Raw genomic sequence first — 25,382 nt, 5'->3', positions numbered from 1 at the left:
ACGGTAGAGTCTGCCGCATAGTTTCGGCTGGATTGCTGTAAAGTTCATCAGTATGATTGCTTGCACAATCAGCGATTGGGAAAACACTTCTGGAAGATAAGGGACGAGACGATATGAAAGTGACTGATGAGGCTTTGTTGAGTTCTGGCTTTACACCATCGGATTTGAAGAAGATAAAAAACAACGTTGAAAGCTATGGCGGAACGTTGGGGAATGCCATTAGGGACCTGGCAAGGCGTTTTATTCTCGCTATGTGGGTTGTATCCGGTTGTCTTGCTGTATTCATTTTTCTGGTGATATTCGCATCTCAGGAGAGTGTTTTCTCTGGTGCAATTGGCCTTTCTTGTGGTGCAGCGGTTGCAATTTTTATACAACCGCCTGTACTTGCTTATAAATCCTGGCGATTCTGTAGGGCGAACAAATATTAATTAGTACTGTTATCAGTAGCCAGAAGATCAAAAATGACTTTCGCTTTGACACCATACCCAGCGATTTTCATCGTCAGCTTAGGCTTGCTCATTGTATCAACTTTTCGGTAGTAATCACGCGGCAACCAACGAAATAATCGCCAAGCCCCTGGTTTCCTTGCTAAGCCGTAGATGCTATAGACACTAGCCCCCAGAGTCATCGCATTATAAAAAGCTAATCCATTTTTTGGGCTAAACCCCAGAAATTGTGCGGTTTCTATTGCGCCATCAGCAAAAATTCCTTCCGATTTGGATTGTTCACCATAGCGAAGATGGCTTGCTTCTTTTGTTATACCGTTAATACCATCAATAAATAAAACTGCTCCTGCAAGAACTCCGACAGGGGTCATAGTGGACATCATAACCATCCCACCAAATAATGCTGCCCCAGATAACACTATATGGATTGCCGAAATCACGTATCCGACGATTTTATTGTTTTCCCTGACAAACTCGACCTTTGCATAAAGCTGTGCGGCTCTGGTTCTTAACAGGCGTTCTTGTTCGTGCAGATTATCCTTTTCGGCACGCAGATTTTTGATGCATGCAATGCATTCTTCATCGGTTTTGGCCCGTCGTGCAGTTTCAAATTCTTTATCTACCACCTGTTTTATCTCTTCGACAAACTTGATACGTGTAAGACCATCTTGCAAATAGAATGCTGACAGCCGGTTTGCTGTTTCGACGAGTTTCCGGGCTTCCAGATTCACCATGGTATCTGACCATGTTCTGTTCCAGCCCCTGTTGAGCAGCGCAATATCCATTAAAGACTCCTTCCCAAAATGTGTCTGGTCATTTTACGTGCATTAAGGTCGAAGATAACAGGAAATCCTTTACCACAGAATTACGTAAACCGCGTAAGAAGTTCGACTCCTAACAGCTTACCTTCAAGGTTTATTATTGGTTCAGCAATGAATTCGAGAACAACAACGAAAGATCACAACAAAACGAGGCTGGAGCAATCCGGCCTTTTTGTCGTTTGGATGTGGGATACAGCTTGGGATACAAGCTGGAACATAGAGCATTTTTTAGGGTTGAGTCTTTGGCTTTCCGCTGGCATGATCCAGAACAGGGATTAACGGGACGTTAATCGCAAGCTTTTGATTTTTTTATTTGACTCGGGGTGCCCTTCTTTGTGAAGGCTGAGAAATACCCGTATTACCTGATCTGGATAATGCCAGCGTAGGGGGCCAAAATTTGGCCTACTTATCATGAGATTGCATCTCTTTTTGTCCGTGCTGAATGCACTTGAGGTACAAAAAGGGGATGTTTATGAGGTTAAAATCACTTCCGTACACCTTCAAGAGGTACGGTAACTACTACATTCAGATCCGCTTATCTGATGGGCGGTCATACAAAAAATCACTGTCCACTGACAGCTATCGTGAAGCATCTGCTTTGATGATCAGCATCCTTCCGCATATCCCTTTTCTTAAATCATTAACTACTCCGCTCCCTGTGTTTGAAGCGTTCTTATCAAATCTGATCGCGTCAGAACGCAGGGCTGCAAGAAATCCACTCTTACCCCAACAGCAGATAATTGTTCCTTCTGAACTCGTGGAACCTCAGCCGCCAGCCGAACCGGAAAAAGTGCTAACCCTGTCGGATGCGTGGGCTATGTACAAAGATGAAAAGGGGCGCAACTGGACGAAATCGATCTCAATGGCAAATGAGCGCTACATGGAAGTGCTGCTAACTGTCTTGGGAGGGGAAACTGATGTCACGACGATTACCAAACAAGACATTAAGCAGGTGATGGAAGTTGTTGAAAACTTGCCTAAGCGTGTGGTGCAGCCTTATAGGTCAATGACGGTTCAGCAATTGATCGAGTGTGATGATGTGCCACCTGATGAGCTGGTGGGTGTTGAGGCCATCCATAAGCATCTCAAGATCTACAAATCACTGTTCAAAACTTTTCTTACCGAGGGCAAAGACATTCTGCCTAAATCGCCAACTGATGGTGTCGTCGCTGCACCGTCGAAAGCGAGGTTTGGCGCATACAGTGCGGCGGAAATGAGAAAATTTGTGGGATGGGCGCTCAAGCAGCCAGATAACTGGCAAAAATGGATCACATTGTTGTTGGCGTACACTGGAGCCAGAAGGGGGGAGATTGCCAAACTGGAGAAGTCACAGATCAAATACGATGAAGATAGTCAGCGCTATTATTTCCTGATTGCGGAGGGAGGCCAGGGCAAAACGGAAAATGCCACAAGGCAGGTAGTTATTCATCCCAAGCTGATCGAATGGGGTTTTATGGACTATGTTGATCGCCAATGGAAAGAGCGGATTTTCTCAGAGGTGGCAGGATCGAACATGACAAAGATCGGAAAAATGTTCGCTGATCTCCGTGATGAGCTTGGGATTCCGTATCAAGATGATTACGGGCAACGGCGGTTGCTGCACTCCATACGTCATTCCGTCTGTTCTTCGGCAATGGCAGGTTGGGTGACGAATATTCTTCATCTTCAACAGACAGTAGGCCACGAGAAGAGCGGAGGGATCACTAAGCGTTATCTGCATACGTTCCCCTTATCCTCAATTTCTTATGTGATTGATGGGATTGATTGGGCGTCCTAAGTAGGCTCCCCAACGGGCAATATGGCTACTGTTGTTAAAATTTTGATGGTTACGTAAAATATAAAAAAATTCTCGTGCTGGATGCTCATGAAAAAACTCGAATGGGGTAAATACGTTTTAATCTATCTTGCGGGGTTTCTGACCAGTTTCAGTGGTGCCTTAGATAGTTTAGTGAAAATTCCTTCGTCGTATAAGGAATTGAAGAAGACCTACATCTACGATAGTGAATTTTTAACAGGTCAATGGTCAACAAATGCTGAATACTTAGTCGACAGTGGCGACCTGGGATTAGATCCTTCACAACCAAAGATGACTTTGAGTATGGAGGCATCCGAGGACGGAAGCGCGAGCGGTGAATTGATGAGTGAAAAAATCTGTGATGCTCTACCCCTCACGTGGGATATTAGGCTTGAAGCAGACGCGCCAACATTCCGTGACTTCTTCTTTAACCGAAAGTTCTATTTGAAGCAGTTGCATGAGGGTAAAATGCAAACAGTTGCGGCACTGGAATTAATCAACGAGGATAGAAAGCGCGGTGCAATGACTTTTAAAGTTATTGGAGATGGTACAGGTGCACTACCGAAACAAATAACATTGGCTAAAAATCTCCCTCAGTTTAATTCTGATTTCAAAGAATTGTCTGATTATTGTGGAGAGTCACCGATGAGATTTTGGAAGGATTATTATCAGAAGCAAGGAAAAATTCCATAAAAAGGTGCATCAGCCCCTGGAGTGATGTTGCCAAAGGTAGTGTCTATCCTTTTAAAGCCTGTGGTTCCATAAAACAATCTTCCGGTTATGGCTGGCATTTTAAACCGCTGACCTCATTATACGTCGCACAAAGCCAGCGGTTAACTTAATTTTCAGGGGAGGCGAAGTTTCACATATACGTTAAATTACCTCGGTTCTAACTATTTACTTCTTCCTTCCTCATTTCATGACAAAGGTAGCCATTAACGAATTTATACGACTTTAATTAATGAATAAATACCGTCTGGCTTAAGATAATCAATGATATCAAAGAAAGATATGAATAACTCCCACTGACCTAAGGCGTAGCAGTGGATCTCATATGGAGCAAAATGGAAAGTTAATCCTGATTCACTAATGGTGAAAATATTCAATGTACTATCCGTTATCCCCCTAATTAACCATTCCATATCAGATTCCTCAGGTTTTTCTCCAGTTCTTTCCCAGAATACACGGGGCGCATCCGATATGAGCCTTTCTTTAATTTTGTTAATAGCATCGTACCCTTTTTCATCAATGAAGAGGTCATATAATGAAAATTTATAGGAATAATCATCGTCGGTTACAACGAAATTGCTAACATCGAAATGACTGTTCGGGTGAGCTGCGCCTGCGCCATACCAACTAACATTATGGAGAATACTTAGGATATGGTTATTACAGTATGCAATGTAATATCCTTCAATATAGTCACTGGTATAAGTGCTTTTATACTCTTCACTCCAACCAAAATTACTTGGCCAAGGTGAAGTTCTGTTATTGAAAACCAAGCTCGCGGCACGACCTTTGAAATAGTTAGATATGATCTTTGCTGATCGAGGATGAGTATGGTTAGAAACAATTGGATAGGTTATATCAATTTCATGTCCAGGTATGCTGTTATATTCTTCCTTAAATGTTTCGCTTGTGAATGTAAAATCACCGTACGTTACCCCTTTTGCAATTTCAATGTTTTGTTGAGTTGCAGCTAAGGCTAACGATTTTTCTAACAACGTCCAGCCATCTTCGCGTTTCCAGTCTCCTGTTCATCACTGAAAATCAGGGTTATCTGTCCGGCATTCGCCGGGGCTGGCATGATCCCCAGTGTCAGCACCAGTAAGCTGTTTTTCATGTGTACCCCTTATAAATCCATCTCATTGATCACACGGCTAACGGCTTGCTTGTCTAATTCCAGATAGCGCCTGGTGTCAGTGATGTTGCTGTGATTGAGCACGGTCATAGCGAGGGCCAGGTTATTTCCAGAACGCTTAAAAAGAGCATTGCCTCCCGCCTTTCGAAAACTGTGTGCAGATACAGTGCCATGAATACCGATAGCTTTAGCGGCCTCTGCGATCTGCTTGCTCACTTCCTCGCGTCGTACAGGCGCTTGCTTGTTCATTGATCGGTTACGCTGGCTCCTGAACACATGCACATCATGCGGATACTCAGCACGGCGACGTGCGATCATCTGCACCACTGGAGCCGGAAGGGTGAGGGCTTTACGCTTCCCTGTCTTCTGTTCTTCTATGTCAATCTCACCGTTGATCACTTCGTCGAAGCGCAAAGCTACGGCATCCCCCACACGCAGTACGGCGGCTTGCATCATTAATGTAACGTCAGCTATCAGGCTTTTGTTATGAGCGTTTAACCACTCCCTGATCGCTTTGGCTTGCTGTTCATCTAACACCACTGCTCTGTTCAATTTACCCTCCCATAAGGACACACATCTAAACTTAATTAAAAAATAATATGATCAATTTCAGTATGTTGAAATAAGAAATGATCAAAAATTGATCTTCGTTATGTGTGGTAAATGGCGCGGTTGTGTCCAGTGCTGAACGCGAAGATCAGGCACACCCAGATCGAAATCTGCATGATTTTGAAATATCTTCAACAAATTCATAATGTTGGCATTTATAAACATGTGTTTGGACGTTGCCAAATAGTCAGATCGGCACGAAGAAGAGCGGTATCACCGGAACATCACACTACAGATGGTTGTGTGTGGTTGTTGTCTATCTAATTGATTCTATTCTGATAAATCTGAGGTTGTTAGGCGAGGGCGGCGCTAACCTGCCTGTATGCACAGATTATGCGGAGTTTATGCACTTGCAACTGATTGCATCATGAAATGATTATAATGCTAACTAATTGGCGGGTTTTGGCATGGAAAAAGAAACATTGTTTCAATTTTAAAGAACTCGTTCAACGAATCCGGCACGGGTGCAAAGTAGTTTTCATGACAAACAGCGGCGTATCCGCGCTACATAAGGGTTTGGCTAAGTTGAGCATTCTTACAATGAAAGTGAACAATCCACTTTGACCTACATCTACACCGATTCTTTACCTGTCATTTAAGATAGGTTTTGACGTTATTAATGTAGGGTTTTGATAGGGTTAATCTAAGATTTGCCTCTGGTTTTTCTTAGGATTGTTGCATGTGCGATTCGTAGTGAGCAGGGCGACGATCTACCGTTGTATAGTGACGTATTGTCACTCTCTGCACGAGAACACACGGAAAAACCCGGCTATGTGACGGAGCGTCACACATACTAATCATCCCATCTGTGACGTTATGTCACACTTACAAACTACTTCTGTGACGCTGCGTCACACCTGGGGCACGTTATCTGTGACGTTATGTCACTCTATAAGACTACTTAACTATAATACTAAGATCTATAAGACTATCTTTCATGGTTTTGCGCTTGTCGCAAAGATCTTTTGCCTGGCGCCTATCGCCGTCACTCCTGGCAAGCAGCCTTACTTCGCTTCCTTTCGGGCTACGTTGGCTGGCCTCGTTCCGCTCACAGCGCTGCGCAAGCTACACCTCTTTACAAGTTGGGATTGTGCCAGGCTTTGGCCTTGACGTGAGTCAGGCACATGCACATTACGCCCACGGCGTAATTCATCTTTGCGCTGTGCGCGGAATTACCATCTGACCAACCAACTACCGTTGATTGTCCATCTGATAAGCTGACTAACTTCAACCATCCATTCATGAACTAACGTTCACCCATGCAAGGTTTCAGTAAGTCAGGGGCTAAAGCTCACCGTGTTACGATTCACTAAGCCAACATATCCAATCATCTACACCTGTCCGATCTCGCTACCGCTCAATCTTCTGAGTGCAGATTCTTGGTGTTGGTGTGGGATAAGTGCCAGAGGGCGGCAGTGATGCAAATAGAGCGCCTCAGACGCGCTGTAAGCGGTTTTGAGAGGGTAGGTAATGAAGAGGTAGCCTCAGTACGTCAGAACGCCGCAGAGAGTGTTACAGGCTGTTTTGTGAGTTTCTTGTGGCTATCTTCTCTGGTGGCAAGTTCTACCACAAATTTCAATTGACAGCAACCATCCATTTTTGGTATAAAGCACGTAATGCACTTGACTTTTTCGAAGTTATTGAAAAATAGCTTGACAACATGTGTGCTTTTAGTGTACTATTAAAAGTATGGTGATAATCATTATCATCTAACCCATCTGACAACATTCCATACGCATGAATTGCAGCCTCCACCAGGTTTTTGGTGCGGGGGCTTTTTTGCGTCTGGAGAAAACCAAACAGGAGCAAACAACATGCGTTACTTCAACGTTGACCAAATCTACGCCGATTTGATTACAGGCCGAACAACACGAACACTTGTTTACAGTTCACTTGTCCGAGCGCGTAAGAGTGAACAAACGGACAGGGTGAAAATGTTCGAGGAAGCGATCCGACGCTTTGATGAATGGCGAGCAACGCCAAATTTCACCCCAGTGACCAGCTAACCCAGGAGGAAACCAGAATGATCGAGAAGAAAACCAAACTACCGCCGTCCACATCGTTAATGATACCGGATGCCACATTCCAGATTCTGTTCAAAGAAGCAAAGCGCCGAAAAATGAGCGTAAGCGCACTACTTCTTGAAGAGTGTCAAAACCTGGCGGTTAAATATTCGAAAGCTGGCGCGTAACAACTACGAAACAGCATTTACATCCCCCCACGAATGAGAAGCGGAGAAAACCCAAATGAAGAGCATTCGTAATTTACTGAGCATACATAGGAGCATAGAACAATGGCAAAAACCCTCGCCGAGATTAAGGCAGACTACCAATACACCGACAAGAAAACTGGTGAAGTAAAAGATCGTACAATTAACACCCCACATTATTTCCGAGACATTCCCAGAATTTATTCTCCCAACCTCCAGGATGGTTACATGGACTTTTGCCCCAAGGCGCAAAAGTTGTACTGCTATTTTCAGGGATGGGAAAACTCAGGGAATTTCTGTTACGAAAGTCAGGTAGAACTTGGAAAGGTGATCGATTTATCCAGGGAGAGAACCTGCAAACTCATTAAGAAGCTGCAAGATGCAGGGCTAATCACGAAAGAGAAAAACCCTGGTTATCGTTCCAAAGTTTACCGCACGTTTCCGATCACTGATGCGCACATTACCCCACCAGAAGCACTGGCAGTGCAGCCTGATATCATTTCTGACGTAGTGACACACCAGGCAGCGCCTGAACCAGCTACCGCAGAGGAAACGCAGGATGATGCGCCGAATTGGGATGCACCAGAACACCTGGAACCGCCAGCACCAACAATGACTAATGTCATAGAGGATGCTGTGATCGTTGCTGAGGGCACCCATGAAAGCGTTGCAACAACCACGGAAAGCGATCAAATGGTCATTGATGATGATGTGATTGTTGAGGCTGTTTGTGAGCGGCTCTCACGTCCCGAAAGTCTGAGACAAAGCCAAAGATTCGACACATTTACAGCGTATGCGCGTCGTGTCCTACAGAATGACGGTAAACGCCTACCAAAAAGAATTGAGGAGAGGTTAGAGGAACGCTTTGAACAACTTCACCCGCATCTTTATTCAAGATTCGACCCAATACCATTTTAACCAGGAGGATTATGAATAGCCTATACCTATTGAACGAAGATACAAAGTTTCAACTCGGATGCAATGAAGTATGCAGACGAATCTATAACCACCTTGCAAGACTCCACCGTGAGAATGGAACATTCCGTTCCAGCGTCAAAACCCTGGCGTCTGCCCTGGGCTACTCGGAAAGCGGGATCAGATATTGGCTTTCGCTCCTAAAAGACGCGAAGGTGATCACCATTACTCGCAGGGGCGGGTATTACGATTTTGACGTTAACCATAACGTTTCTTTCATCACCTCGAATCACTAAGACGAGGTGCAATGTCTAAGAAAGAACGGAACACGCTCACACGCATTGAGCGAGAGAACACCACCAGAGTTAAGCCTTCCCGCCTGTACGTAAAGTCTCTTGAAGAAATCCCTGGTGAACTAATAGAACACGTTGAAGAAGTGCATTCACAACCGCCCTCTGTGGAAGAGTGGGCTGCTTTGAATGATATCCTCACTTCCTGTCCTGGTGCGTATTACCGCCCACGTAAACGGAAGGTTTACACCTGGGATGATAGCCAGCTTAAAAAATGGCAGTGCCTCGGTTTCACCTCTTTACGTCATTACCTCACATTCAACGCAATGAATAACACCGTGGCGGGAGTCAGGGATTTTGATGAACTATTTAACATCGGAGACAGCAACACAGAATAATGCACACACAGACAACACAAACTAAAAGATTCGCGCAGCACGTTAAATGTTGCGAATGGTATTACGATGAAATCGAGAATGTCATCAATGATGCTTTTCTGACAGATGAAGAAAAAATAATGGCACTTGATGACCTTGAAAACAGAATCCTTACTCTCGCAGCGCCTTTCCTGGCTGCTGCAAATAAAATCAAAATGACAATGGAACAAATGAATAATGACTAAAATCGATATTGACCTAATGCTACAGGAATTTCACGACCAGCTACACATTCCGCTTCTTGAGGCAGTGAACGCCGTATATAAGGCAAGCCCTGAGAACGCGCCTGAGAGCCTCTCTGACGCTGTTAAAATGCTTCACCTGTCAGCGGTGGCGCTGGAAGGGATTATTCTCTCTGTAGAGCGCTCAGACAGTCTACGCGAGGATCAGGAACTGATAGGAGAGGTTACACAGTCGGCGCTGTCTCTGGAAGCGTGTAAGGATGAATTAAGCGACCTGCTCGCACAGTGTGATGAAAATAATTCTCAATATGATAATGATTCCTATTGACATTCATAACGAAATCGGTTATAATTAGATATGGGTGAGATAAAACTCATTCCTCTGCTTCATCTATAGATTCCCTGGTAGCTCCAGGTGAGGGGATGGCTACGAAATTAGCCCTCTTCTCTAAAATCGTTACTTCTCTCTTACGGTTTTGTTATGTGTCGTTTCACTTTCCTTGATATCGGTCTAACAAGGGGAGAGCGCTGCCCTGTTCCGGGATGATCCGGGGATAATCCGGCGCTCTCTTCCTTCCTCTGAGAACTCATTATTTTAGAGAAGAGCATTCCGCTCTTTAACTCTCATTCACTCCGTTAGGGTGGATGTAGTCAGACAAAACTAAGCGTCAATGATGTTTCTACGTTACGTCTGGCATTCTCCTATTGTTGTTTCCAGCAATGATATTGAGATTCCATTGATCACATCTGCCAGCGTGAAAGCAAATCACGTGATAGTGATCAGCGGGGTTTTCTCCTAAGATTATTCCCCCGCTATAATAGAGCCGACCGTAACAAGTTGGCTTTATTTTTATTTCGGTCATAACAAGATTAGTTAGGAGGAACGATATGTTCCTGATGAACTCTACTACGCATATTAACAAGCTGGCTGATGAAATAACATCTTATACAGATGATCAGCTTTCAGTTATTGCCAAATGTGCAGGGTGCTCAGTTGAAGAATTAAAATTTTCACAGCACACCATAACCAAAAATTTAAATACTCCTGTTAATCCTCTTGAAGGACTACAGGCACGATTAAAAACATTAGCTCAAGGAAAATAATAATGCAGTTTGGAACATTTCAAACCCTGAACGGGGATAACTCCCACGCTCGATACAAAGTGATCGCATATACAAGCGATGCCATTCTCCAGGACAAGCTGATCCGTGTGGAATCCGGTATTCCCGATTCTCTCATTGTTGGCGACCTCGTAACCGCAACAGGTGCAAAAGCTGTCACCCCTGGTGACATTGCTTACGTAGTGGTCGAGCCAGTCAAAGCAGGAAGCAAAGCCTTTATTGTGGCTTCCCCTGTACACGTCATTCTATCCCTTGCGGGGATCGAGTTTGGCGGTCTGGATGATTCATTAGCTCAGGCTCAGCTTGCAACGCTCGGCTTCACTTTCTCAGACTTCGACACTGTAGCGCTTCGCACTACGTAATAACCTCAAGGATAATAATAACAATGGCAAAAGATTTATTTAGCGGCGCTATTTACGAATCATTTACAAGCCCGTTCGTATTCAGTACCCAACTCAACACCATCATCACCACCCTCGGATTATTCCGAGAGGAACACCACGCAGTCAATACAATCGCGCTTGAAAAAATAACCGATGTAAAAAATCTGGTAGCGAAGGAAAATAGCCCATACGCTCAATCAGACTGGAACAGCGCACAGCGTCCAGAGTTTACTAACTCATTGTACACCATGAAATATTTCGGTGTTTTGAACAGCGTCACCAGTTTAGATCTGCAACAGTACGCCTCAAGAGGTGTTAGTGACACAGCCGATCAGGTGAGCATTGCTCTTAGTGATTTCTCCGATTCACAATACAGCATGGCTAATAACGCCGTTGAAGTGGATTTGGTTAACGCTTTGCTTGGTCTGCGTGTTGATAGCGAGTTTGCCGGACAGGGTGATCTTGATTTCCTCGCTGGCGGTAGTCGCACAGAATACACCCTTGACGTGAGCGGCACGGCGAACATCTTCGAGCAACTAAGCGAAATCACACGTATTCAGAATGTGGCGCTTGGTGATGGTCTGGCACAGCAGAAACAAGGGACAGTGATCCTGGCGGCTGGTAAGGCTGCTAAAGCCCTTCGTTATCACCCATCGGTGAAAGATTTCATGGTATACACACTACCACTTCAAAGCGGTGAAAACTTCGCTACACGTACAGCGTCAGCAAATCCGGCCTATGAAGTTTGGACTCTGAACGGTGTTACGGTGATCGATCTCTCTGGTTACAGCCTCATCACTGACAAAATCGGTGTGGACGGTTTCGCCGTTATTCCTCGTATGTCTGACAGCGCCAACGCGCTTGTTCTACACACCGGAATCGGGGTGCGTCACCTGACGTTAGGTAAAGAGGCAGGGTTACATCACCAATACGTGATTGCAGATGCTAAATGGCAGTTCCCATCTATTGCAACGGAATCCAGCTTCCTACCGATCAATAATATTCCTACGGCTATTGTATTCGGATCTCTGTCTGAGTAATCCCGATTAAAGAGAAAACCACGAGAGGGGGAGGGCGTAGAAATACGCTTTCCCCTTTTTTTGTTTAAGAGGTAAATAATGGAACTAATCGTAAAGAGTGCCACATCAGGTACAGTGAAAATAGACGATGCTACTGAGTTATTAACATTAGCTCAGATCTGCAAGATTTACGGCGTGAGTTATAACGGAGTTCGTCAGCGTATGCACCAATACGGCGAATCCCCGTCAAAAGCTATCGACTTCTTTATTGAGAAACAAGGCGGTGGTAATGCTTGAGATTCACACAAGTTCTATCGTCAACACGGTACGTTTTCAAGTTTCGAAAGAGGACATTGCAGAGGCGAAGAAAGCCGCTGATGATCTTCAACGCCATTTTTCTAAGATTAAAGACCCGAAAATTCGGTTTCAGGCTCAAAAGCAGCGCAGACAAGCGATACGTGAAAAAGTGGCAGACGCAAAATCCGCCCCTTCTAAAACGCCTAATGATCTAAAACAGCAACAACGCCAGGCAGAAAAAGCAGGGAAAGCACAGGCGAGAGAATCGGCAAAAATTGCGAAGCGTAACGAGACAGCCGACCTGAAACGCAGATCATCCATTCTCCAGATGAAAGGCATTGCAGGCAAATACGGCCTTGATCCGGCGAAGCAATACCAGTTTGCCAAATTCGCTCACGAGCAGACTGAGCTTTTCCGTAATAACCAGATCAGTAGCGCGAAGTTAAACTATGAACTACGTGAAAGAATCACCCTTATGCGCCGTGAGGCGGCTCTTCAAGCGAAAGTGACGGCATCCACACAAGCACAGGCGGCAGCATTACGCCATGCTAAGAAAACCGACTATGCAGGAGCGGCGGCTGGTATCAAAGGAGGACATACTTTGATCGGAGGTGGTGCTGGCTTTATTGGCGCAACAGCGGCTTTAGCTGGCGGCGCTGGCATCCTGTCCCGTATCCGTGACAAAGGGAATGAAAATCTTGAGCTTGTCCGTATGTCGGAACGCATGAAATTGAACCCAAATGCAGTGAAATCGATTGTCTCCTGGGGGCAACAACACGGTGTTCAGAGCGCCAATGTGGACAAGATCACAGATGGCTTCGGGAAAGATACCCGCGAGAAAATCAGTGAAACCCTGATGAACAGCCAATTCGATCAGAAGAGCGGAAAATGGAAGGGCGGCAACGCCAACATCGAGGAAATACTTAACAAGTTTGGTTGGAACAAATCGCAGCTTTCTCCTTTCGAGGATAATCCCCTGGATCTCATTCAATCTACTGTTAACGAAGGGCAACGTCGCGGATATTCAGATGGGGAGATTGCTCACCTGCTGGAGAACATTTTCGATGATGGGGCGCACTATGTAGACCTGTTCAAGAATAATGGCGAGCAGTTTATTTCTACCCTGAAAAGCCTTATTGATAGCGGTCAGACGCTGAACAACGAGCAGATCAAGCAAACTTACGCTTACGGCGATCTGTCCGTTGCGATGGGTAACTTGATGAACGGCGTTGATAACAGCATTTTTACAGGCTTTATGAAAGGATTTGCTGATGGTGGTGATGAGCTGGTGAAAAATACAGAGGTAATCAATCAGAGTGCAGGGCTATTAGGTGAGGGATTAGGTAATCTGGCATCTCAGATGACAGGATTTGTTTCTGAAATCTCCGGTGTAGTGTCCGATCTGAATTCTGGGCTTCGCGCTCGTTTCCCTGAATGGTTTGCTGAAAAAGATAAACCAGCGGCCCAGGCTCTCTATGATGGTGCTGTTACAGGCTCTGCCAATGATGCTGCGCAGTGGATCGCTGATAAGACGGGCTTCGATACCCGTTCAGTGGCTCCGGCTATCAAAGATTGGCTGGGCTTAGGTAATCAGCAAGCGGGGACTGCGGCGAATCAATATAACCTTGCAGGTGATTCTCTGCGTGATTCTGCAATGTCACTCAGCAGCGGCAAAGCACCAGCGTATAATCTGAATCCTACATTTAACCTGACGGTTGCACCGTCCGTACCACTGACGATCCAATCTGACACAGGCAGATTAGCCGACTATGTAGACTTCCAGGCGAGAGCCTCACAAGCCAGCTTCGCACAGTCGTTAACGCTTTCAATGAGTAGCGGTCAAAGCAGTATAGGCGGGTGATACATTAAAGGGGCGTAAGCCCCTTTTTTGATGTTTTCATCACTACAGCAATAAATCCACGTTTTTAAAGGGGACAGATTTAAAAAGATACCCCTGTAATCCCCAAATCCCCACCTCACGCAGTATTCCCAAATATTCTCGATTCTCAATCCCTTCGATAATAACTTTGCCGCAGTGTTTTTGAATGGAAGCAATCAGCGGGTAGAAGGTTGGTTTCTGCACCTGCTGATTAAAGAAGCAGCGATCTACCTTTACAACCTCAAAGTATCCTTCCATCAAACTAACAACATTCGCGTTTCCTGCGCCAAGGTCATCGAGCCATAGTCCATTCACACCCTGGCTCAGCGATTTTAACAAAGGGCTTTTCAATCCCTTATCCAAACCAGGGAAATGCTCAGAAAGCTCAAGTTTGACGAATGGCATAGATTCAAACGCTTTTATCAATATGTGATCGTGCCGAACGAGAAAAGCCATTTGTTGATCAATGTTTAGTGTGCAAAACAGATTATTCCTTTCGAACCACTTTTGTTTGCTGGCAATGAAACCGCATTGCTCGTACAGAAAGAGTCGCTTCCTATCCAAATCCCAGGATGAAATCACATACTCCGGATGATGTGAGCGCCCTTCACTGGAAATGAAACGAGTGAGAAGCTCAACCCCCAGTAATCTCTCGTCAATGCTCATTATTGGTTCTGCGATAAATTCAGTCTGCATGAGTCTTCTCCGTGAGTGTAACAGGCTGATAATGCTCCATTTATAAAAATTGATCAATAATAACGATCAATAAGCAATATATGATCGATAAAAACGATTGATGTATCAATTTGATTTATATAAATAAAAATAAATACAGACTATTCCTAATTGCTGTGGCGGAGTGCTTTTCTGATGGTTTATGTCTTGTTGAGAGGGAAGCGATGCTTATGACCTTTTTTGCTATCTGGGGTGGGGGTCAAAATGGGGGTTAAATTAGGGGTTATGCTTATTTTCAAGTTGTAGATGCGATGACCGGAAAGGCGGGGCTTGCAACAGCAACCCACTTCCCCTAAGCTGGCAAAAAGTATAGAGATTCAATCTTCATGACTCGGGGTGCCCTTCTTCATTGAAGGCTGAGAAATACCCGTATTACCTGATCTGGATAATGCCAGCGTAGGGAAGTCAGATGCCTACCCGGTCATCGCTTCTTCACGCACGGCAGGAGCGAAACCATGCAGCCTGACCTGCTCGACTCACACGTTTTACATCAATTCCGAACCCGTTCCCCGCTCACGCACTGTATGACCAACGATGTCGTGCAGACCTTCACCGCCAACGTTTTACTCGCGCTGGGTGCTTCCCCGGCAATGGTGATCGAAGCCGAGGAGGCGGAACAGTTTGCCGCGCTTGCCGATGCCCTGCTCATCAACGTGGGTACACTCACCGCGCCGCGCGCCCAGTCGATGCGTCGGGCCATTGAGAGCGCGGTAGCCGCGGGTACGCCCTGGGTTCTGGATCCGGTTGCGGTTGGCGCGCTGGCGTACCGCACCCGATTTTGCCAGCAAATATTGTCCCTTAAACCTGCGGCCATTCGTGGAAACGCCTCCGAAATCCTCGCCCTTGCCGGAATGAGTGCGGGCGGGCGCGGGGTTGATTCCACCGATACGGCAGCGAGCGCGTTGACCGCTGCGCAGACGCTCGCCCGTCAGACCCATGCCGTTGTGGTCGTCACAGGAGAAGTGGATCATATCACTGATGGTCAGCGAACCCGTACGGTCGCAGGCGGCGACCCGCTGATGACCCGCGTGGTGGGAACAGGCTGTGCGCTCTCGGCGGTCGTCGCCGCCTGCTGTTCGCTGCCTGGCGACAGGCTTGATAATGCGACGGCAGCCTGCGGCTTTATGAAGCGCGCAGGGTCAGCTGCACTGACTCACAGCCGGGGCCCCGGCAGCTTTGCCCCGGCGTTTCTGGATGCGCTTTACGCGCTGGAGGAGCTGGTATGACACGCATTAATGCCTTGACTATTGCGGGAACCGATCCCAGCGGCGGAGCGGGGATCCAGGCAGACCTGAAAACCTTCTCTGCGCTCGGCGCTTACGGATGCTCGGTTATCACCGCGCTGGTGGCGCAAAATACGCGTGGTGTACAGTCGGTATATCGTATTGAGCCGGATTTTGTCGCCGCACAGCTGGATTCGGTATTCAGCGATGTACGCATCGACACCACCAAAATCGGCATGCTTGCAGAGGCGGACATTGTTGAAGCGGTCGCTGAACGTCTCAAACGTTATCAGATAAAAAACGTGGTGCTCGATACCGTGATGCTGGCCAAAAGCGGCGATCCGTTGCTCTCCGCCTCTGCCGTCGACACCCTGCGTAAAAAGCTGCTGCCGCAGGTGGCGCTGATCACGCCAAACCTCCCTGAAGCCGCCGCGCTGCTGGATGCGTCACACGCGCAAAACGAACGTGAGATGAAAGAGCAGGGCAATGCGCTGCTGGCGATGGGATGCAGCGCGGTGCTGATGAAAGGCGGTCATCTTGATGATGCAGAAAGCCCGGACTGGCTCTTCACCCGCGATGGCGCTCAACGTTTCACTGCCCCGCGGGTACAGACCAAAAACACCCACGGCACGGGATGTACGCTCTCGGCGGCGCTGGCGGCGCTGCGTCCCCGAAATGCGAACTGGGCGGATACGGTGCAGGAGGCGAAGATCTGGCTCTCGTGCGCGCTGGCAAAAGCAGATTCTCTGGAAGTGGGTCACGGTATTGGGCCGGTTCACCATTTTCATGCATGGTGGTAAGCCGTATACTGGCATAAAACCTTATGCCAGAGAAAAACAGAGATGGAACAAGCGCATACCCGGTTAATTGCTCAACTCAAGGAACGAATTGCCGCACCGGACAACACGCCGTTGTACCTGAAATTTGCCGAAACGGTTAAAAACGCGGTACGCAGCGGCGTGCTTGCGCACGGTAATATTTTGCCTGGCGAGCGCGATCTGAGCCAGCTGGCCGGTGTGTCGCGCATTACGGTGCGTAAAGCGATGCAGGCGCTGGAAGAGGCCGGCGTCGTCACCCGCGCGCGTGGATACGGTACGCAAATCAACAATATTTTTGAATATTCGCTAAAAGAGGCGCGCGGGTTTTCTCAGCAGGTGGTGCTGCGGGGCAAAACGCCCAACACGCTGTGGGTTAATAAACGCGTCGTGAAATGTCCGGAGGAGATCGCCCGCCACCTTTCCCTTGCGCCGGACAGCGATGTATTTCTGCTTAAGCGCATCCGCTACGTGGATGACGATGCGGTATCAATAGAGGAGTCCTGGGTACCGGTAGGATTAATCCCCAATCCGGACGACATCGGCGTCTCGCTTTACGATTACTTCCGCAGCCAGAATATCTTTCCGCAGCGCACCCGTTCCCGCGTCAGCGCCCGGATGCCGGACAGCGAGTTTCAGGCGCATATCAAGATGGACGATAAGATACCGGTGCTGGTGATCAAGCAAGTCGCGCTCGATCAACAGCACCGGCCAATTGAGTACAGCATCAGCTACTGCCGCAGCGACCTATACGTCTTTGTGTGCGAGGAGTAGGGCCTCGCGCGTGGGCGCGCAGTCGCCACCGCGATGGCTGACTACCCAGGCGGCTACGGCATTGCCAAGCTGCACCGCCTCTGGCAGTGACCATCCCGCGGCCAGCCCGGCAAGGGTACCTCCCGCATGGCTGTCACCCGCGCCGATGGTATCGACCACGGTAGCAGGAAACGCCGGAACGTGTCCGGAAGCGTCACCGTCGTACCAGACTGCCCCGTCTTTATCATGGCGTACGATCAGCGCAGCGCCAAACCTCTGCTGCCACCGTGTGCCGAGCTCTTCCACGTTTACGCCAAGCCATTCGGCGGCAAGTTCCGCCTCCTGACGATTGAGCGAGACGATTGGTTTGCAGGCCATGATCCGCGCCATCAGCGGGTCGGGAATATCCGCGATGCGCGGACCGAAATCGATAAAGAGCGTCGCATCCTGAAGACTTTCCAGCCAGGCCGTCAGCAGCTCACCGCTGGGGGACGCCAGCTGGTAGCCGGACAAAGAGATCAGGCTCCCTGCTGGCACGCTTAACCCGTCCAGCCAGCGCTGCTGCCACTGGTTCTCCACGCCGCTAAACGACATAAAGGTCCGTTCACCGTCAGGCTCCACCAGCGCCAGGCACCAGCCGTTATCGCCCGTTTCCGCTTCCACGGCGCTGTGCAGATCCTGCTTCGCCATGGCGTTACGGATAATATCGGCCCACACGCCGTGGCCGACGGGAAGGGCGTTTTGCGCAGCAATGCCGAGCCGCTTCAGGGCGATGGCGATATTCAGCGCGCAGCCGCCAATATTCACTCCCTGTTGCTTCAGCTCGATATCACACCCGCGCCAGGGCAGGGCGTAGGCGTCGGCAATCACGTCGATGACCGCCGCGCCGAGTACCGTTACGGGGCGCGTGGCGTGAAGGGTTTCGAGACGGCGGGCAAAAGCACTCATACGCCCTCCCTTTGCTCCCGGAAGTGCAGCAGTTTTTCACAGTAGTGGCCGAAATCGAGCCGGTTTACGGCATCAAGTTCGTTTTTGAGTGCCGGATCAATGGCCTGTACACCGTGCAGCGCGCCGCAGATGGCCGTTGCCATCGCGCCGATAGTGTCAGTATCACCGCCCAGGTTGGCGCATAACACCGCGCAGCGGTTCGGATCGGTGCCCGCGAGTTCGACCATCGCAATCGCCGCCGGAACGGACTCAAGGGTGCTCGTGCCCGCGCCAATAAGCTGATAGATCTGCTCGCTGGCGGACTCGGTACCGTTGGCTTCGCGCACGGTTTTCAGGGCCAGCTCAATACGAGCGGAAAGCGATGCGCTGAAGGTGGTCGTGTTCGCCTCCTGCGCCGCACGGGCAATACCCGGCAGGGCATCGGCGATGTGATGCCAGCGCTCGCCGTCGATAGCGCGTGAAACCGCCCAGGCGATCACCACCGCACCGGCGATGGCGAGATCCGATTTATGGGTCGGGCTGGAGGCTAACGCAACCTGTTCCACAAAGTGCGCCAGACGCGTGGCTGGCAGGAGGCATCCCAGCGGGGAGGCGCGCATCGCCGCCCCGTTGGTGACGCCGTTGTTTTCCAGCTGGCTCACCGGCTTGCCGTCACGGATGGCGTTCAGGGCAATTTTGGAGGTCGGGCCGAGCACATTCTTATTGAACGCGTCAAAATCCAGCGCCCAGTCCAGAATATGCTTACCGATAACGTCAGGGTTAATTTCCCCGTCGCATTCGATAATCGCGTCGGCCAGGCACAGCGCCATCGACGTATCATCCGTAAATTCGGCCTGCTTGAAGTAACAGGCGGCATTATTCTCAGCCGGGCCGGGTAAGAAACGGTCGATCCAGCCGAAGTGCGCTTTCACCCGCTTGCGCGGCCACAGCTCCGACGGCATCCCCATCGCATCCCCTAACGCCTGCCCGTAAAGAGCACCGAGAATACGGTCTTGTTTCATTTAACTTCCCCTCGTGTCAGCGCGGTATCGCCATCAACCACCTCAATTGCGGTGATCTCTTTATCCGATTCGCGGAAAAACAGCATAAACAGCACGGCAATCACCACAATCATGATTGCACCAAACGTCCACATTCCGGCCCAGTTGAAGGTCAGCCCATTCACCGGCTCTTTATATGCGAACATTTTTTCCATCATCACGCCGCCGAGACGGTAACCCAGCAGGCTACCAAAGCCCTGACAGCACAGCGTGATCAAGCCCTGCGCCGCGTTGCGCATGTGCACGGGCGCTTTTTTATCCACGTAGATGTACGCGGTGACGTAATAGAAGTCATAGCTTACTCCGTGCAGCAGAATGCCGAGGAACAGCAGGGCGTAGGTGAAGTATTGCTCGGCGCCGCCGTAAACAAAGAAACCGTAGCGAATGGCGGCGGTGATCAGGCCCAGCAGCAAGACCTTCTTAATACCAAAGCGTTTGGTAAAGAATGGCAGAGCGAGCATGAAGAAGATTTCAGAGAACTGGCCGAGGGTCATCCAGCCGGTGGCGTTTTTCATCCCCACTTCGGTGAGATAGCCGTTGGCAAAGATATAGTAGAAGGCCAGCGGCATGGCGAACAGGAACGAGCAGAAGAAGAACACCAGGAAGTTTTTATCGCGCAGCAGGATCAGCGCATCCAGCCCCAGCATCACTTTGAAATCCAGCTTGCCGGTACTCTTCGGCGGGGTATTCGGCAGGAACAGCGCGAAAACGCCAAGCAGAAGGGAGCTGGCAGCGGTCATCAGCAGCGGGATATTGGTGTCAGAGATGTCGCTATAGCCCATCATCTGCGGCAGGAAGCCGCACGCCAGGCCGGAGGCAATCCAGCCGATGGTGCCCATCACGCGGATGCGCGGGAAATCAGCCTCCACGTCATCGACGTTCGCAAAGGCGATGCTGTTGGTCAGCGCGATGGTCGGCATATAGGTCAGGGAGTAGGCCAGCAGCAGCGGGAAGAAGGTGCTGAACTGGGTTTGCTGTGCTGCGAAATACATCAGAATCGCGCCAGCGAACATCAGCAAGGCCAGCACTTTCTGGGCGGCGAAGAAACGGTCCGTCAGCGAGCCGACAAGGATGGGAGAGAGGATCGCGGCAATCGCGGTACAGGCGTACGACCAGCCAATTTCCCCGGCGGTAAACCCGCTCTTACTCAGCCACAGCCACAGCGGCACAAACCATGCGCCCCAGATAAACCATTCAACGAACATCATGAATGACAGTTGGACTTTCGTTTTCATTTTTTAATCCTGCATGTCAGAGGTACGCATGTAACATACCATGTGATAATACCTTTTAAATACCTTTAAGGCGATTGTTTGATCAGTGTAACAAAAATGTTGTACACGAAACGAGCCAGCAGATTGTGCTTAAAAAAGTTGCAAATGGTGGAAAATAGGTTAAGTCGGTACCAGGCTTAGTCTGCCTGCAAAAACGTGGGCTTGGATCACACGCTCCGACATCATGTCGGACTTACGGGAGCATCACTATGACTGATATTGCGCAACTGCTTGGCAAAGACGCCGACAGCCTTTTACAGCATCGTTGTATGACCATTCCAGCCGACCAGCTTTATCTGCCTGGCCATGATTACGTAGACCGCGTCATGGTCGACAACAACCGTCCGCCTGCCGTACTGCGAAACATGCAGACGCTTTACAATACCGGTCGTCTGGGCGGGACCGGCTATCTCTCCATTCTGCCCGTTGACCAGGGCGTAGAGCACTCGGCGGGAGCGTCGTTTGCTGCTAACCCGCTCTACTTTGACCCGAAAAACATTGTCGAGCTGGCGATTGAAGCGGGCTGTAACTGTGTGGCATCGACGTATGGCGTGCTGGCCTCCGTTTCCCGCCGCTATGCTCACCGCATTCCGTTCCTCGTCAAGCTGAATCACAACGAAACCCTGAGCTACCCAACCGAATACGACCAGACACTGTACGCCAGCGTCGAACAGGCTTTCAACATGGGTGCGGTAGCGGTCGGGGCGACTATCTATTTTGGCTCTGAGCAGTCGCGTCGGCAGATAGAAGAGATCTCTGCCGCGTTTGAGCGCGCGCACGAGCTGGGGATGGTGACCGTATTGTGGGCCTATCTGCGTAACAACGCGTTTAAGAAAGACGGCGTGGATTACCACGTATCAGCGGATCTGACCGGTCAGGCAAATCACCTGGCGGCAACCATCGGCGCGGACATCGTGAAGCAGAAAATGGCCGAGAATAACGGCGGGTATAAAGCGGTGAACTTTGGCTATACCGACGACCGCGTCTACAGCAAGCTGACCAGCGACAACCCTATCGATCTGGTGCGCTACCAGCTGGCTAACTGCTACATGGGCCGCGCCGGGCTGATTAACTCCGGCGGTGCAGCAGGCGGTGAAACCGATCTGACCGACGCGGTGCGCACGGCGGTGATTAACAAACGCGCCGGCGGAATGGGGCTGATCCTGGGCCGCAAGGCGTTTAAAAAATCCATGGCCGACGGCGTGAAGCTGATTAATGCGGTTCAGGATGTCTATCTGGACAATAAAGTGACGATTGCCTAATCGCACGCATCTTCCTGCCGGGATAAGCGTGACCCGGCAGGAAAGTTCTCTCGCTTACTCCTTCAGCGTTTCAGGATGAGGAGTATTCAGCAGACCCGCCATCCCTCTCTTGCTGCTATTTGCTTTTTCTAAGCCCGGCTGCGTGACGCGGATAAAGGCACACAGAACAAAAGCCAGCAGATAAAGCACCGTATAGGCGATGACCACGCCGAGCGTGCTGAACCAGGGCAGCAGCACCACGGCAATCGCCGGCGCAAGGAAGTTAGACAGACCGGCTGACAGGTTATACACCGAAATCGCCGCCCCCTTGTGCCGCGGCTCCAGCGCCGGGAACACCGCCGCCATCGGTACGAAGGCCGCCACAAAAATCCCCAGCGCGATGGCCGGGACCAGCGCCATGGCAAAGTTATGCCCGAAGTGCTGCGGAATGTAGTAAAACGCCAGGCTCGAGAGCGCCATCCCGATGCAGCCAAACCAGCGCACCACCCGCATCCAGCCCATTTTTTCCGCCACCACGCCCCAGAAGACGTTCGAGAAGATGGTGGTGAAGAAGAATACCGCCCAGACCTGAAGCCACTCGGAGGTGGTGAAGCCCAGTTCGTCAACAAACATCATCGGCATGATGACGGCAAACCCGAACAGGGAGAGGGTGTTGATGATACGCACCATGCTGGAGAGCAGAATACTGCGGTTGGTGTAGAGCAGCGTCGCTGCACGGCCCAGCTCGGCGAATTTTTCCCGGGTGGAGAGATTATGCATGTGCGTTGGGGTTTTGACGCTGCGCAGGGATACCATGGCGATGATTCCCCCCGCCAGACAAAACGCCAGTGCCAGCCACAGGGTGCCCATCTCCCCGATGTGCGGAATGGTAAAGCTCGGAATATAACTGCCCGCCACGCCAATACCTACGGAATAAACCGCCCAGTACCAGCCCAGCGCCGAGCTGGATTTATCGCTACGCACATTATGAATAATGACCACGATGAAGGCGTACAAAAATAACGGATAGGCCAGGCCGCGGATCCCGTAAAACAGCAGCATTAATGCGTAATTTGCCTGACCCAGACCAAAAACGAGAAACAGGACGTGGAAAACGCACCACAGCACGAAGCCAATCAGCATGGTTTTTTGCGGGGTGATGATTTCAGCCACCACGCCGGAGATCCACGCGGAGAGCGCCGCCGCGAGACCGTAGAGCGTGAAGGCGAAAGAGGCTTCAGCAGGCGTGAAGCCCAGTGATTTAATATAGTGCGACAGGAATGCCAGCTCGAAACCGTCACCCGTCATAAAGACCGCGATCGCCAGATATCCCCATAGCAGGTTCAGCGGCAATCCCAGCCACTGTTTATTTATTTCGGACATATTGACCTCGTTTGTAGCGTACAGGTAAGCCCACACCGGAAATATTCCGGCGTGAGTTTTCTTATTGTCTTTTTCTCTAAATATACTGACGTGTATTTATTCTCTGATTACTGTCGCAGTCTGTTGTAACTGCTTATAAGCCTCGTATCGACGCAGATGAAGGGACTGATAGTTCGCTTGCGGATAGAAATATTTATCCACGTGGGTAAATTGTTTCATGGCATCGGTCACTGAAGGGGCTATATTTCCCGCCACCGCCCCGAGAATGGCCGAACCCAGTAATACCGGTTCGCTGCATTGGGTCGCTAACACCGGCAGCCCGCAGGTATCTGCCAGCAGCTGGCGGACGAAAGGGTGCTGGCCCGCGCCGCCGCTGATAACGATATTTTCGGTCTGTACGCCGCATTCACGCTGGGCGTCAATGATTTGTCGCAAACCGTAACCGATACCACACAGACCGGCCACATACAGTGCCATCAGGTTATTGATATCGTTCTCCATGCCCAGCCCGCAGATCGTGGCCCGCGCATGGGGATCGGCAAAGGGCGCGCGGTTACCCAGAAATTCGGGTACCACGTGCAGTCCTGCTGCCAGGTTCACCGCCTCTGAGGCGGTGGCGAAGGTCTGTAAAAGCCGGTCCGCCAGGTAAACCGGCAGCGGCAGGTCTGATTCCTGTGCCAGCTGGCGCGCTTGCGGTGCGGCAGGATGGAAACTTAATAACCGATCGATAGCGGCACCCGCGGCGCTTTGTCCGCCCTCAATCAGCCACAGCCCAGGTACCATCGCGCTAAAATAAGGCCCCCAAACGCCGGGCACAAAAACGGCGCTCTCGGCGCTGGTCATGGTGCACGATGAGGTGCCAAAAACATACGCGAGATTGTTCAGCGCGCCGCCGCCAACGCCCAACGTCCCGATGCCGCCAGCGTGGGCATCAATTAACCCTACCGCCACCGGCGTGCCTGGCAGCAAGCCCATCTCACGCGCGGCCTGCTCCGTTAAGCCCTCGCCGCAAGGGGTGCCGGGGGCGGCAATATGCTGCCCTATGCGGACAAAATCTTCTCCGGCCAGCTCGTCCAGGCCAACGGTGCGGAAATAGTCCGGGTCCCAGCGATTCTCATGGGCCAGCCACGTCCATTTACAGGTTACGGTACAGATGGAACGGGTGAGATCGCCGGTCGCGCGCCAGGTCAGGAAATCGGCCAAATCGAAAAATTGCCAGGCGCGATCGTAGATCTCTCGGTGGTTTTCTTTCAGCCACAGCAGCTTGGGCGTCTCCATTTCGGGCGATATTCTCCCGCCAACGTAGTCCAGCACCGGATGATGGGTGGCGTTGATGCGCTCCGCCTGGTCTGTCGCACGGTGATCCATCCAGACGATAATATTGTTTTCCGCTTCACCGTCTGGGCTGACCGCCAGCGGTTCGCCATTGTTGTCCAACACCACCAGCGAGCAGGTGGCGTCAAACCCGATGCCGGCAACGCTCTGCGGAGTCGTCCCGGAGCGCGCCAGCGCCTCGCGGATGCAGCGGCAAACGGCCTGCCAGATCTCGGCGCTGGACTGCTCCACGCGGCTTCCGCTGCGGTGCACGGTGGCAATTTTCTGCGTCGCGTGGGAAAGCAGCCTGCCGCTGAGATCGAAAATGCCCGCGCGGACGCTGCCGGAGCCGACGTCTACGCCGATAACGGTTTCTGGTGTACTCTTCATC

General features: G+C 50.1%; 28 protein-coding genes and 2 riboswitches. Of the genes, 18 read left to right on the top strand and 10 right to left on the bottom strand.

The genetic code is table 11. From position 1 onward, the window contains the following. The first annotated feature begins 113 nt into the window (after positions 1-113). A complete protein-coding gene (locus tag RS584_RS14280) occupies positions 114-428 on the top strand; it encodes a hypothetical protein (RefSeq protein ID WP_063138628.1) in 315 nt (104 codons plus the stop codon). Here the strand turns inward: RS584_RS14280 and RS584_RS14275 are convergent. Beyond that, positions 425-1,231 (bottom strand): DUF4225 domain-containing protein, encoded by an 807-nt coding sequence (locus tag RS584_RS14275; RefSeq protein ID WP_315748082.1) that lies wholly within the window; start codon positions 1,229-1,231, stop codon positions 425-427. The genes RS584_RS14280 and RS584_RS14275 overlap by 4 nt on opposite strands. Positions 1,232-1,576: 345 nt before the next feature. Next, positions 1,577-1,672: riboswitch (TPP riboswitch) on the top strand. A gap of 67 nt (positions 1,673-1,739) precedes the next feature. Between RS584_RS14275 and RS584_RS14270 the strand changes: the two genes are divergently transcribed. Further along, positions 1,740-3,044 (top strand): tyrosine-type recombinase/integrase, encoded by a 1,305-nt coding sequence (locus tag RS584_RS14270; RefSeq protein ID WP_180250666.1) that lies wholly within the window; start codon positions 1,740-1,742, stop codon positions 3,042-3,044. 87 nt (positions 3,045-3,131) lie between these two features. After that, positions 3,132-3,755 carry a hypothetical protein gene (locus RS584_RS14265; RefSeq protein ID WP_180250665.1) on the top strand — a complete coding sequence of 208 codons (624 nt, stop codon included), beginning with the start codon at positions 3,132-3,134 and terminating at the stop codon, positions 3,753-3,755. A 251-nt stretch (positions 3,756-4,006) separates the two neighbouring features. Here RS584_RS14265 and RS584_RS14260 read toward each other — a convergent pair whose 3' ends face one another. The 3 genes from RS584_RS14260 to RS584_RS14250 are packed head-to-tail and all read right to left on the bottom strand — an operon-like array spanning position 4,007 to position 5,475. Then, complete coding sequence (locus tag RS584_RS14260) at positions 4,007-4,786, bottom strand: DUF3298 and DUF4163 domain-containing protein (protein WP_315748081.1); 780 nt, start codon at positions 4,784-4,786, stop codon at positions 4,007-4,009. Then, on the bottom strand, positions 4,780-4,905 hold the full coding sequence (locus tag RS584_RS14255; RefSeq protein ID WP_315748080.1) for a hypothetical protein: 126 nt from the start codon (positions 4,903-4,905) through the stop codon (positions 4,780-4,782). Before RS584_RS14255 ends, RS584_RS14260 begins: the two co-directional genes overlap by 7 nt. A gap of 9 nt (positions 4,906-4,914) precedes the next feature. Next, positions 4,915-5,475, bottom strand: a complete 561-nt coding sequence (locus tag RS584_RS14250) for a tyrosine-type recombinase/integrase (protein WP_315748079.1) — start codon at positions 5,473-5,475, stop codon at positions 4,915-4,917. A gap of 1,871 nt (positions 5,476-7,346) precedes the next feature. On the opposite strand from RS584_RS14250, the gene RS584_RS14245 reads away from it, so the two are divergent. The 11 genes from RS584_RS14245 (at position 7,347) to RS584_RS14195 (ending at position 14,247) form a co-directional block, all read left to right on the top strand. Next, positions 7,347-7,538 carry a hypothetical protein gene (locus tag RS584_RS14245; RefSeq protein WP_223862628.1) on the top strand — a complete coding sequence of 64 codons (192 nt, stop codon included), beginning with the start codon at positions 7,347-7,349 and terminating at the stop codon, positions 7,536-7,538. 17 nt (positions 7,539-7,555) lie between these two features. Then, positions 7,556-7,723 carry a hypothetical protein gene (locus RS584_RS14240; protein WP_022649293.1) on the top strand — a complete coding sequence of 56 codons (168 nt, stop codon included), beginning with the start codon at positions 7,556-7,558 and terminating at the stop codon, positions 7,721-7,723. A gap of 102 nt (positions 7,724-7,825) precedes the next feature. Continuing rightward, entirely contained in the window at positions 7,826-8,659 is an 834-nt protein-coding gene (locus RS584_RS14235) for a hypothetical protein (RefSeq protein ID WP_315748078.1), read from the top strand. Between the two features lie 304 nt (positions 8,660-8,963). Next, positions 8,964-9,344, top strand: a complete 381-nt coding sequence (locus RS584_RS14230; RefSeq protein WP_070533785.1) for a hypothetical protein — start codon at positions 8,964-8,966, stop codon at positions 9,342-9,344. Beyond that, on the top strand, positions 9,344-9,568 hold the full coding sequence (locus RS584_RS14225; RefSeq protein WP_070533788.1) for a hypothetical protein: 225 nt from the start codon (positions 9,344-9,346) through the stop codon (positions 9,566-9,568). Before RS584_RS14230 ends, RS584_RS14225 begins: the two co-directional genes overlap by 1 nt. After that, positions 9,561-9,893: a hypothetical protein gene (locus RS584_RS14220; protein ID WP_315748077.1), complete on the top strand. Its 333-nt coding sequence runs from the start codon at positions 9,561-9,563 to the stop codon at positions 9,891-9,893. Before RS584_RS14225 ends, RS584_RS14220 begins: the two co-directional genes overlap by 8 nt. Positions 9,894-10,453: 560 nt before the next feature. Beyond that, positions 10,454-10,669, top strand: coding sequence for a hypothetical protein (locus tag RS584_RS14215; protein ID WP_127341375.1), 216 nt, complete (start codon positions 10,454-10,456; stop codon positions 10,667-10,669). 2 nt (positions 10,670-10,671) lie between these two features. Continuing rightward, positions 10,672-11,049 (top strand): hypothetical protein, encoded by a 378-nt coding sequence (locus RS584_RS14210; RefSeq protein WP_070533792.1) that lies wholly within the window; start codon positions 10,672-10,674, stop codon positions 11,047-11,049. Positions 11,050-11,072: 23 nt separating this feature from the next. Further along, a complete protein-coding gene (locus RS584_RS14205) occupies positions 11,073-12,110 on the top strand; it encodes a major capsid protein (RefSeq protein WP_315748076.1) in 1,038 nt (345 codons plus the stop codon). A gap of 78 nt (positions 12,111-12,188) precedes the next feature. After that, complete coding sequence (locus RS584_RS14200; RefSeq protein WP_070533796.1) at positions 12,189-12,386, top strand: hypothetical protein; 198 nt, start codon at positions 12,189-12,191, stop codon at positions 12,384-12,386. Then, a complete protein-coding gene (locus RS584_RS14195; protein WP_315748075.1) occupies positions 12,379-14,247 on the top strand; it encodes a hypothetical protein in 1,869 nt (622 codons plus the stop codon). Before RS584_RS14200 ends, RS584_RS14195 begins: the two co-directional genes overlap by 8 nt. A gap of 42 nt (positions 14,248-14,289) precedes the next feature. Here RS584_RS14195 and RS584_RS14190 read toward each other — a convergent pair whose 3' ends face one another. Continuing rightward, positions 14,290-14,961 carry an EAL domain-containing protein gene (locus RS584_RS14190; RefSeq protein WP_070533799.1) on the bottom strand — a complete coding sequence of 224 codons (672 nt, stop codon included), beginning with the start codon at positions 14,959-14,961 and terminating at the stop codon, positions 14,290-14,292. A gap of 361 nt (positions 14,962-15,322) precedes the next feature. Next, a riboswitch (TPP riboswitch) is annotated at positions 15,323-15,420 on the top strand. Between the two features lie 35 nt (positions 15,421-15,455). Between RS584_RS14190 and thiM the strand changes: the two genes are divergently transcribed. From thiM to RS584_RS14175, 3 genes are read left to right on the top strand one after another with little or no spacing between them, the layout of a single operon-like run. After that, entirely contained in the window at positions 15,456-16,226 is a 771-nt protein-coding gene (thiM, locus tag RS584_RS14185; RefSeq protein ID WP_017693063.1) for a hydroxyethylthiazole kinase, read from the top strand. Beyond that, on the top strand, positions 16,223-17,023 hold the full coding sequence (gene thiD / locus RS584_RS14180; RefSeq protein ID WP_017383356.1) for a bifunctional hydroxymethylpyrimidine kinase/phosphomethylpyrimidine kinase: 801 nt from the start codon (positions 16,223-16,225) through the stop codon (positions 17,021-17,023). Before thiM ends, thiD begins: the two co-directional genes overlap by 4 nt. Before the next feature lie 42 nt (positions 17,024-17,065). After that, the gene (locus tag RS584_RS14175) at positions 17,066-17,812 is read left to right on the top strand and encodes a GntR family transcriptional regulator (protein WP_003859242.1); all 747 of its coding nucleotides are present in this window, start codon (positions 17,066-17,068) and stop codon (positions 17,810-17,812) included. On the opposite strand, the gene RS584_RS14170 is transcribed toward RS584_RS14175, so the two are convergent. Genes RS584_RS14170 through RS584_RS14160 form a run of 3 tightly spaced genes read right to left on the bottom strand, consistent with a single transcriptional unit; the run spans position 17,786 to position 21,014 of the window. Continuing rightward, the gene (locus RS584_RS14170) at positions 17,786-18,739 is read right to left on the bottom strand and encodes a PfkB family carbohydrate kinase (protein WP_023295037.1); all 954 of its coding nucleotides are present in this window, start codon (positions 18,737-18,739) and stop codon (positions 17,786-17,788) included. The two genes, RS584_RS14175 and RS584_RS14170, sit on opposite strands and share 27 nt — an antisense overlap. Beyond that, a complete protein-coding gene (locus tag RS584_RS14165) occupies positions 18,736-19,740 on the bottom strand; it encodes an ADP-ribosylglycohydrolase family protein (protein WP_015572351.1) in 1,005 nt (334 codons plus the stop codon). Before RS584_RS14165 ends, RS584_RS14170 begins: the two co-directional genes overlap by 4 nt. Then, positions 19,737-21,014 carry a nucleoside permease gene (locus tag RS584_RS14160; protein ID WP_315748074.1) on the bottom strand — a complete coding sequence of 426 codons (1,278 nt, stop codon included), beginning with the start codon at positions 21,012-21,014 and terminating at the stop codon, positions 19,737-19,739. Before RS584_RS14160 ends, RS584_RS14165 begins: the two co-directional genes overlap by 4 nt. Before the next feature lie 248 nt (positions 21,015-21,262). Here RS584_RS14160 and fbaB point away from each other — a divergent pair, with 248 nt between their 5' ends. Further along, positions 21,263-22,315, top strand: coding sequence for a class I fructose-bisphosphate aldolase (fbaB, locus tag RS584_RS14155; protein ID WP_015572352.1), 1,053 nt, complete (start codon positions 21,263-21,265; stop codon positions 22,313-22,315). Between the two features lie 54 nt (positions 22,316-22,369). On the opposite strand, the gene RS584_RS14150 is transcribed toward fbaB, so the two are convergent. Continuing rightward, the gene (locus RS584_RS14150) at positions 22,370-23,677 is read right to left on the bottom strand and encodes an RbtT/DalT/CsbX family MFS transporter (protein ID WP_058692015.1); all 1,308 of its coding nucleotides are present in this window, start codon (positions 23,675-23,677) and stop codon (positions 22,370-22,372) included. A 96-nt stretch (positions 23,678-23,773) separates the two neighbouring features. Further along, positions 23,774-25,381 (bottom strand): FGGY family pentulose kinase, encoded by a 1,608-nt coding sequence (locus RS584_RS14145; RefSeq protein ID WP_315748073.1) that lies wholly within the window; start codon positions 25,379-25,381, stop codon positions 23,774-23,776. Position 25,382 lies beyond the last annotated feature (1 nt).

The organism is Enterobacter sp. DTU_2021_1002640_1_SI_PRY_ASU_LCPMC_013, assembly GCF_032389435.1.
Lineage (GTDB): Bacteria > Pseudomonadota > Gammaproteobacteria > Enterobacterales > Enterobacteriaceae > Enterobacter > Enterobacter hormaechei_C.
Note: the sequence above shows the minus strand (reverse complement) of the source record. Positions and strands in the feature narration are given on the sequence as shown.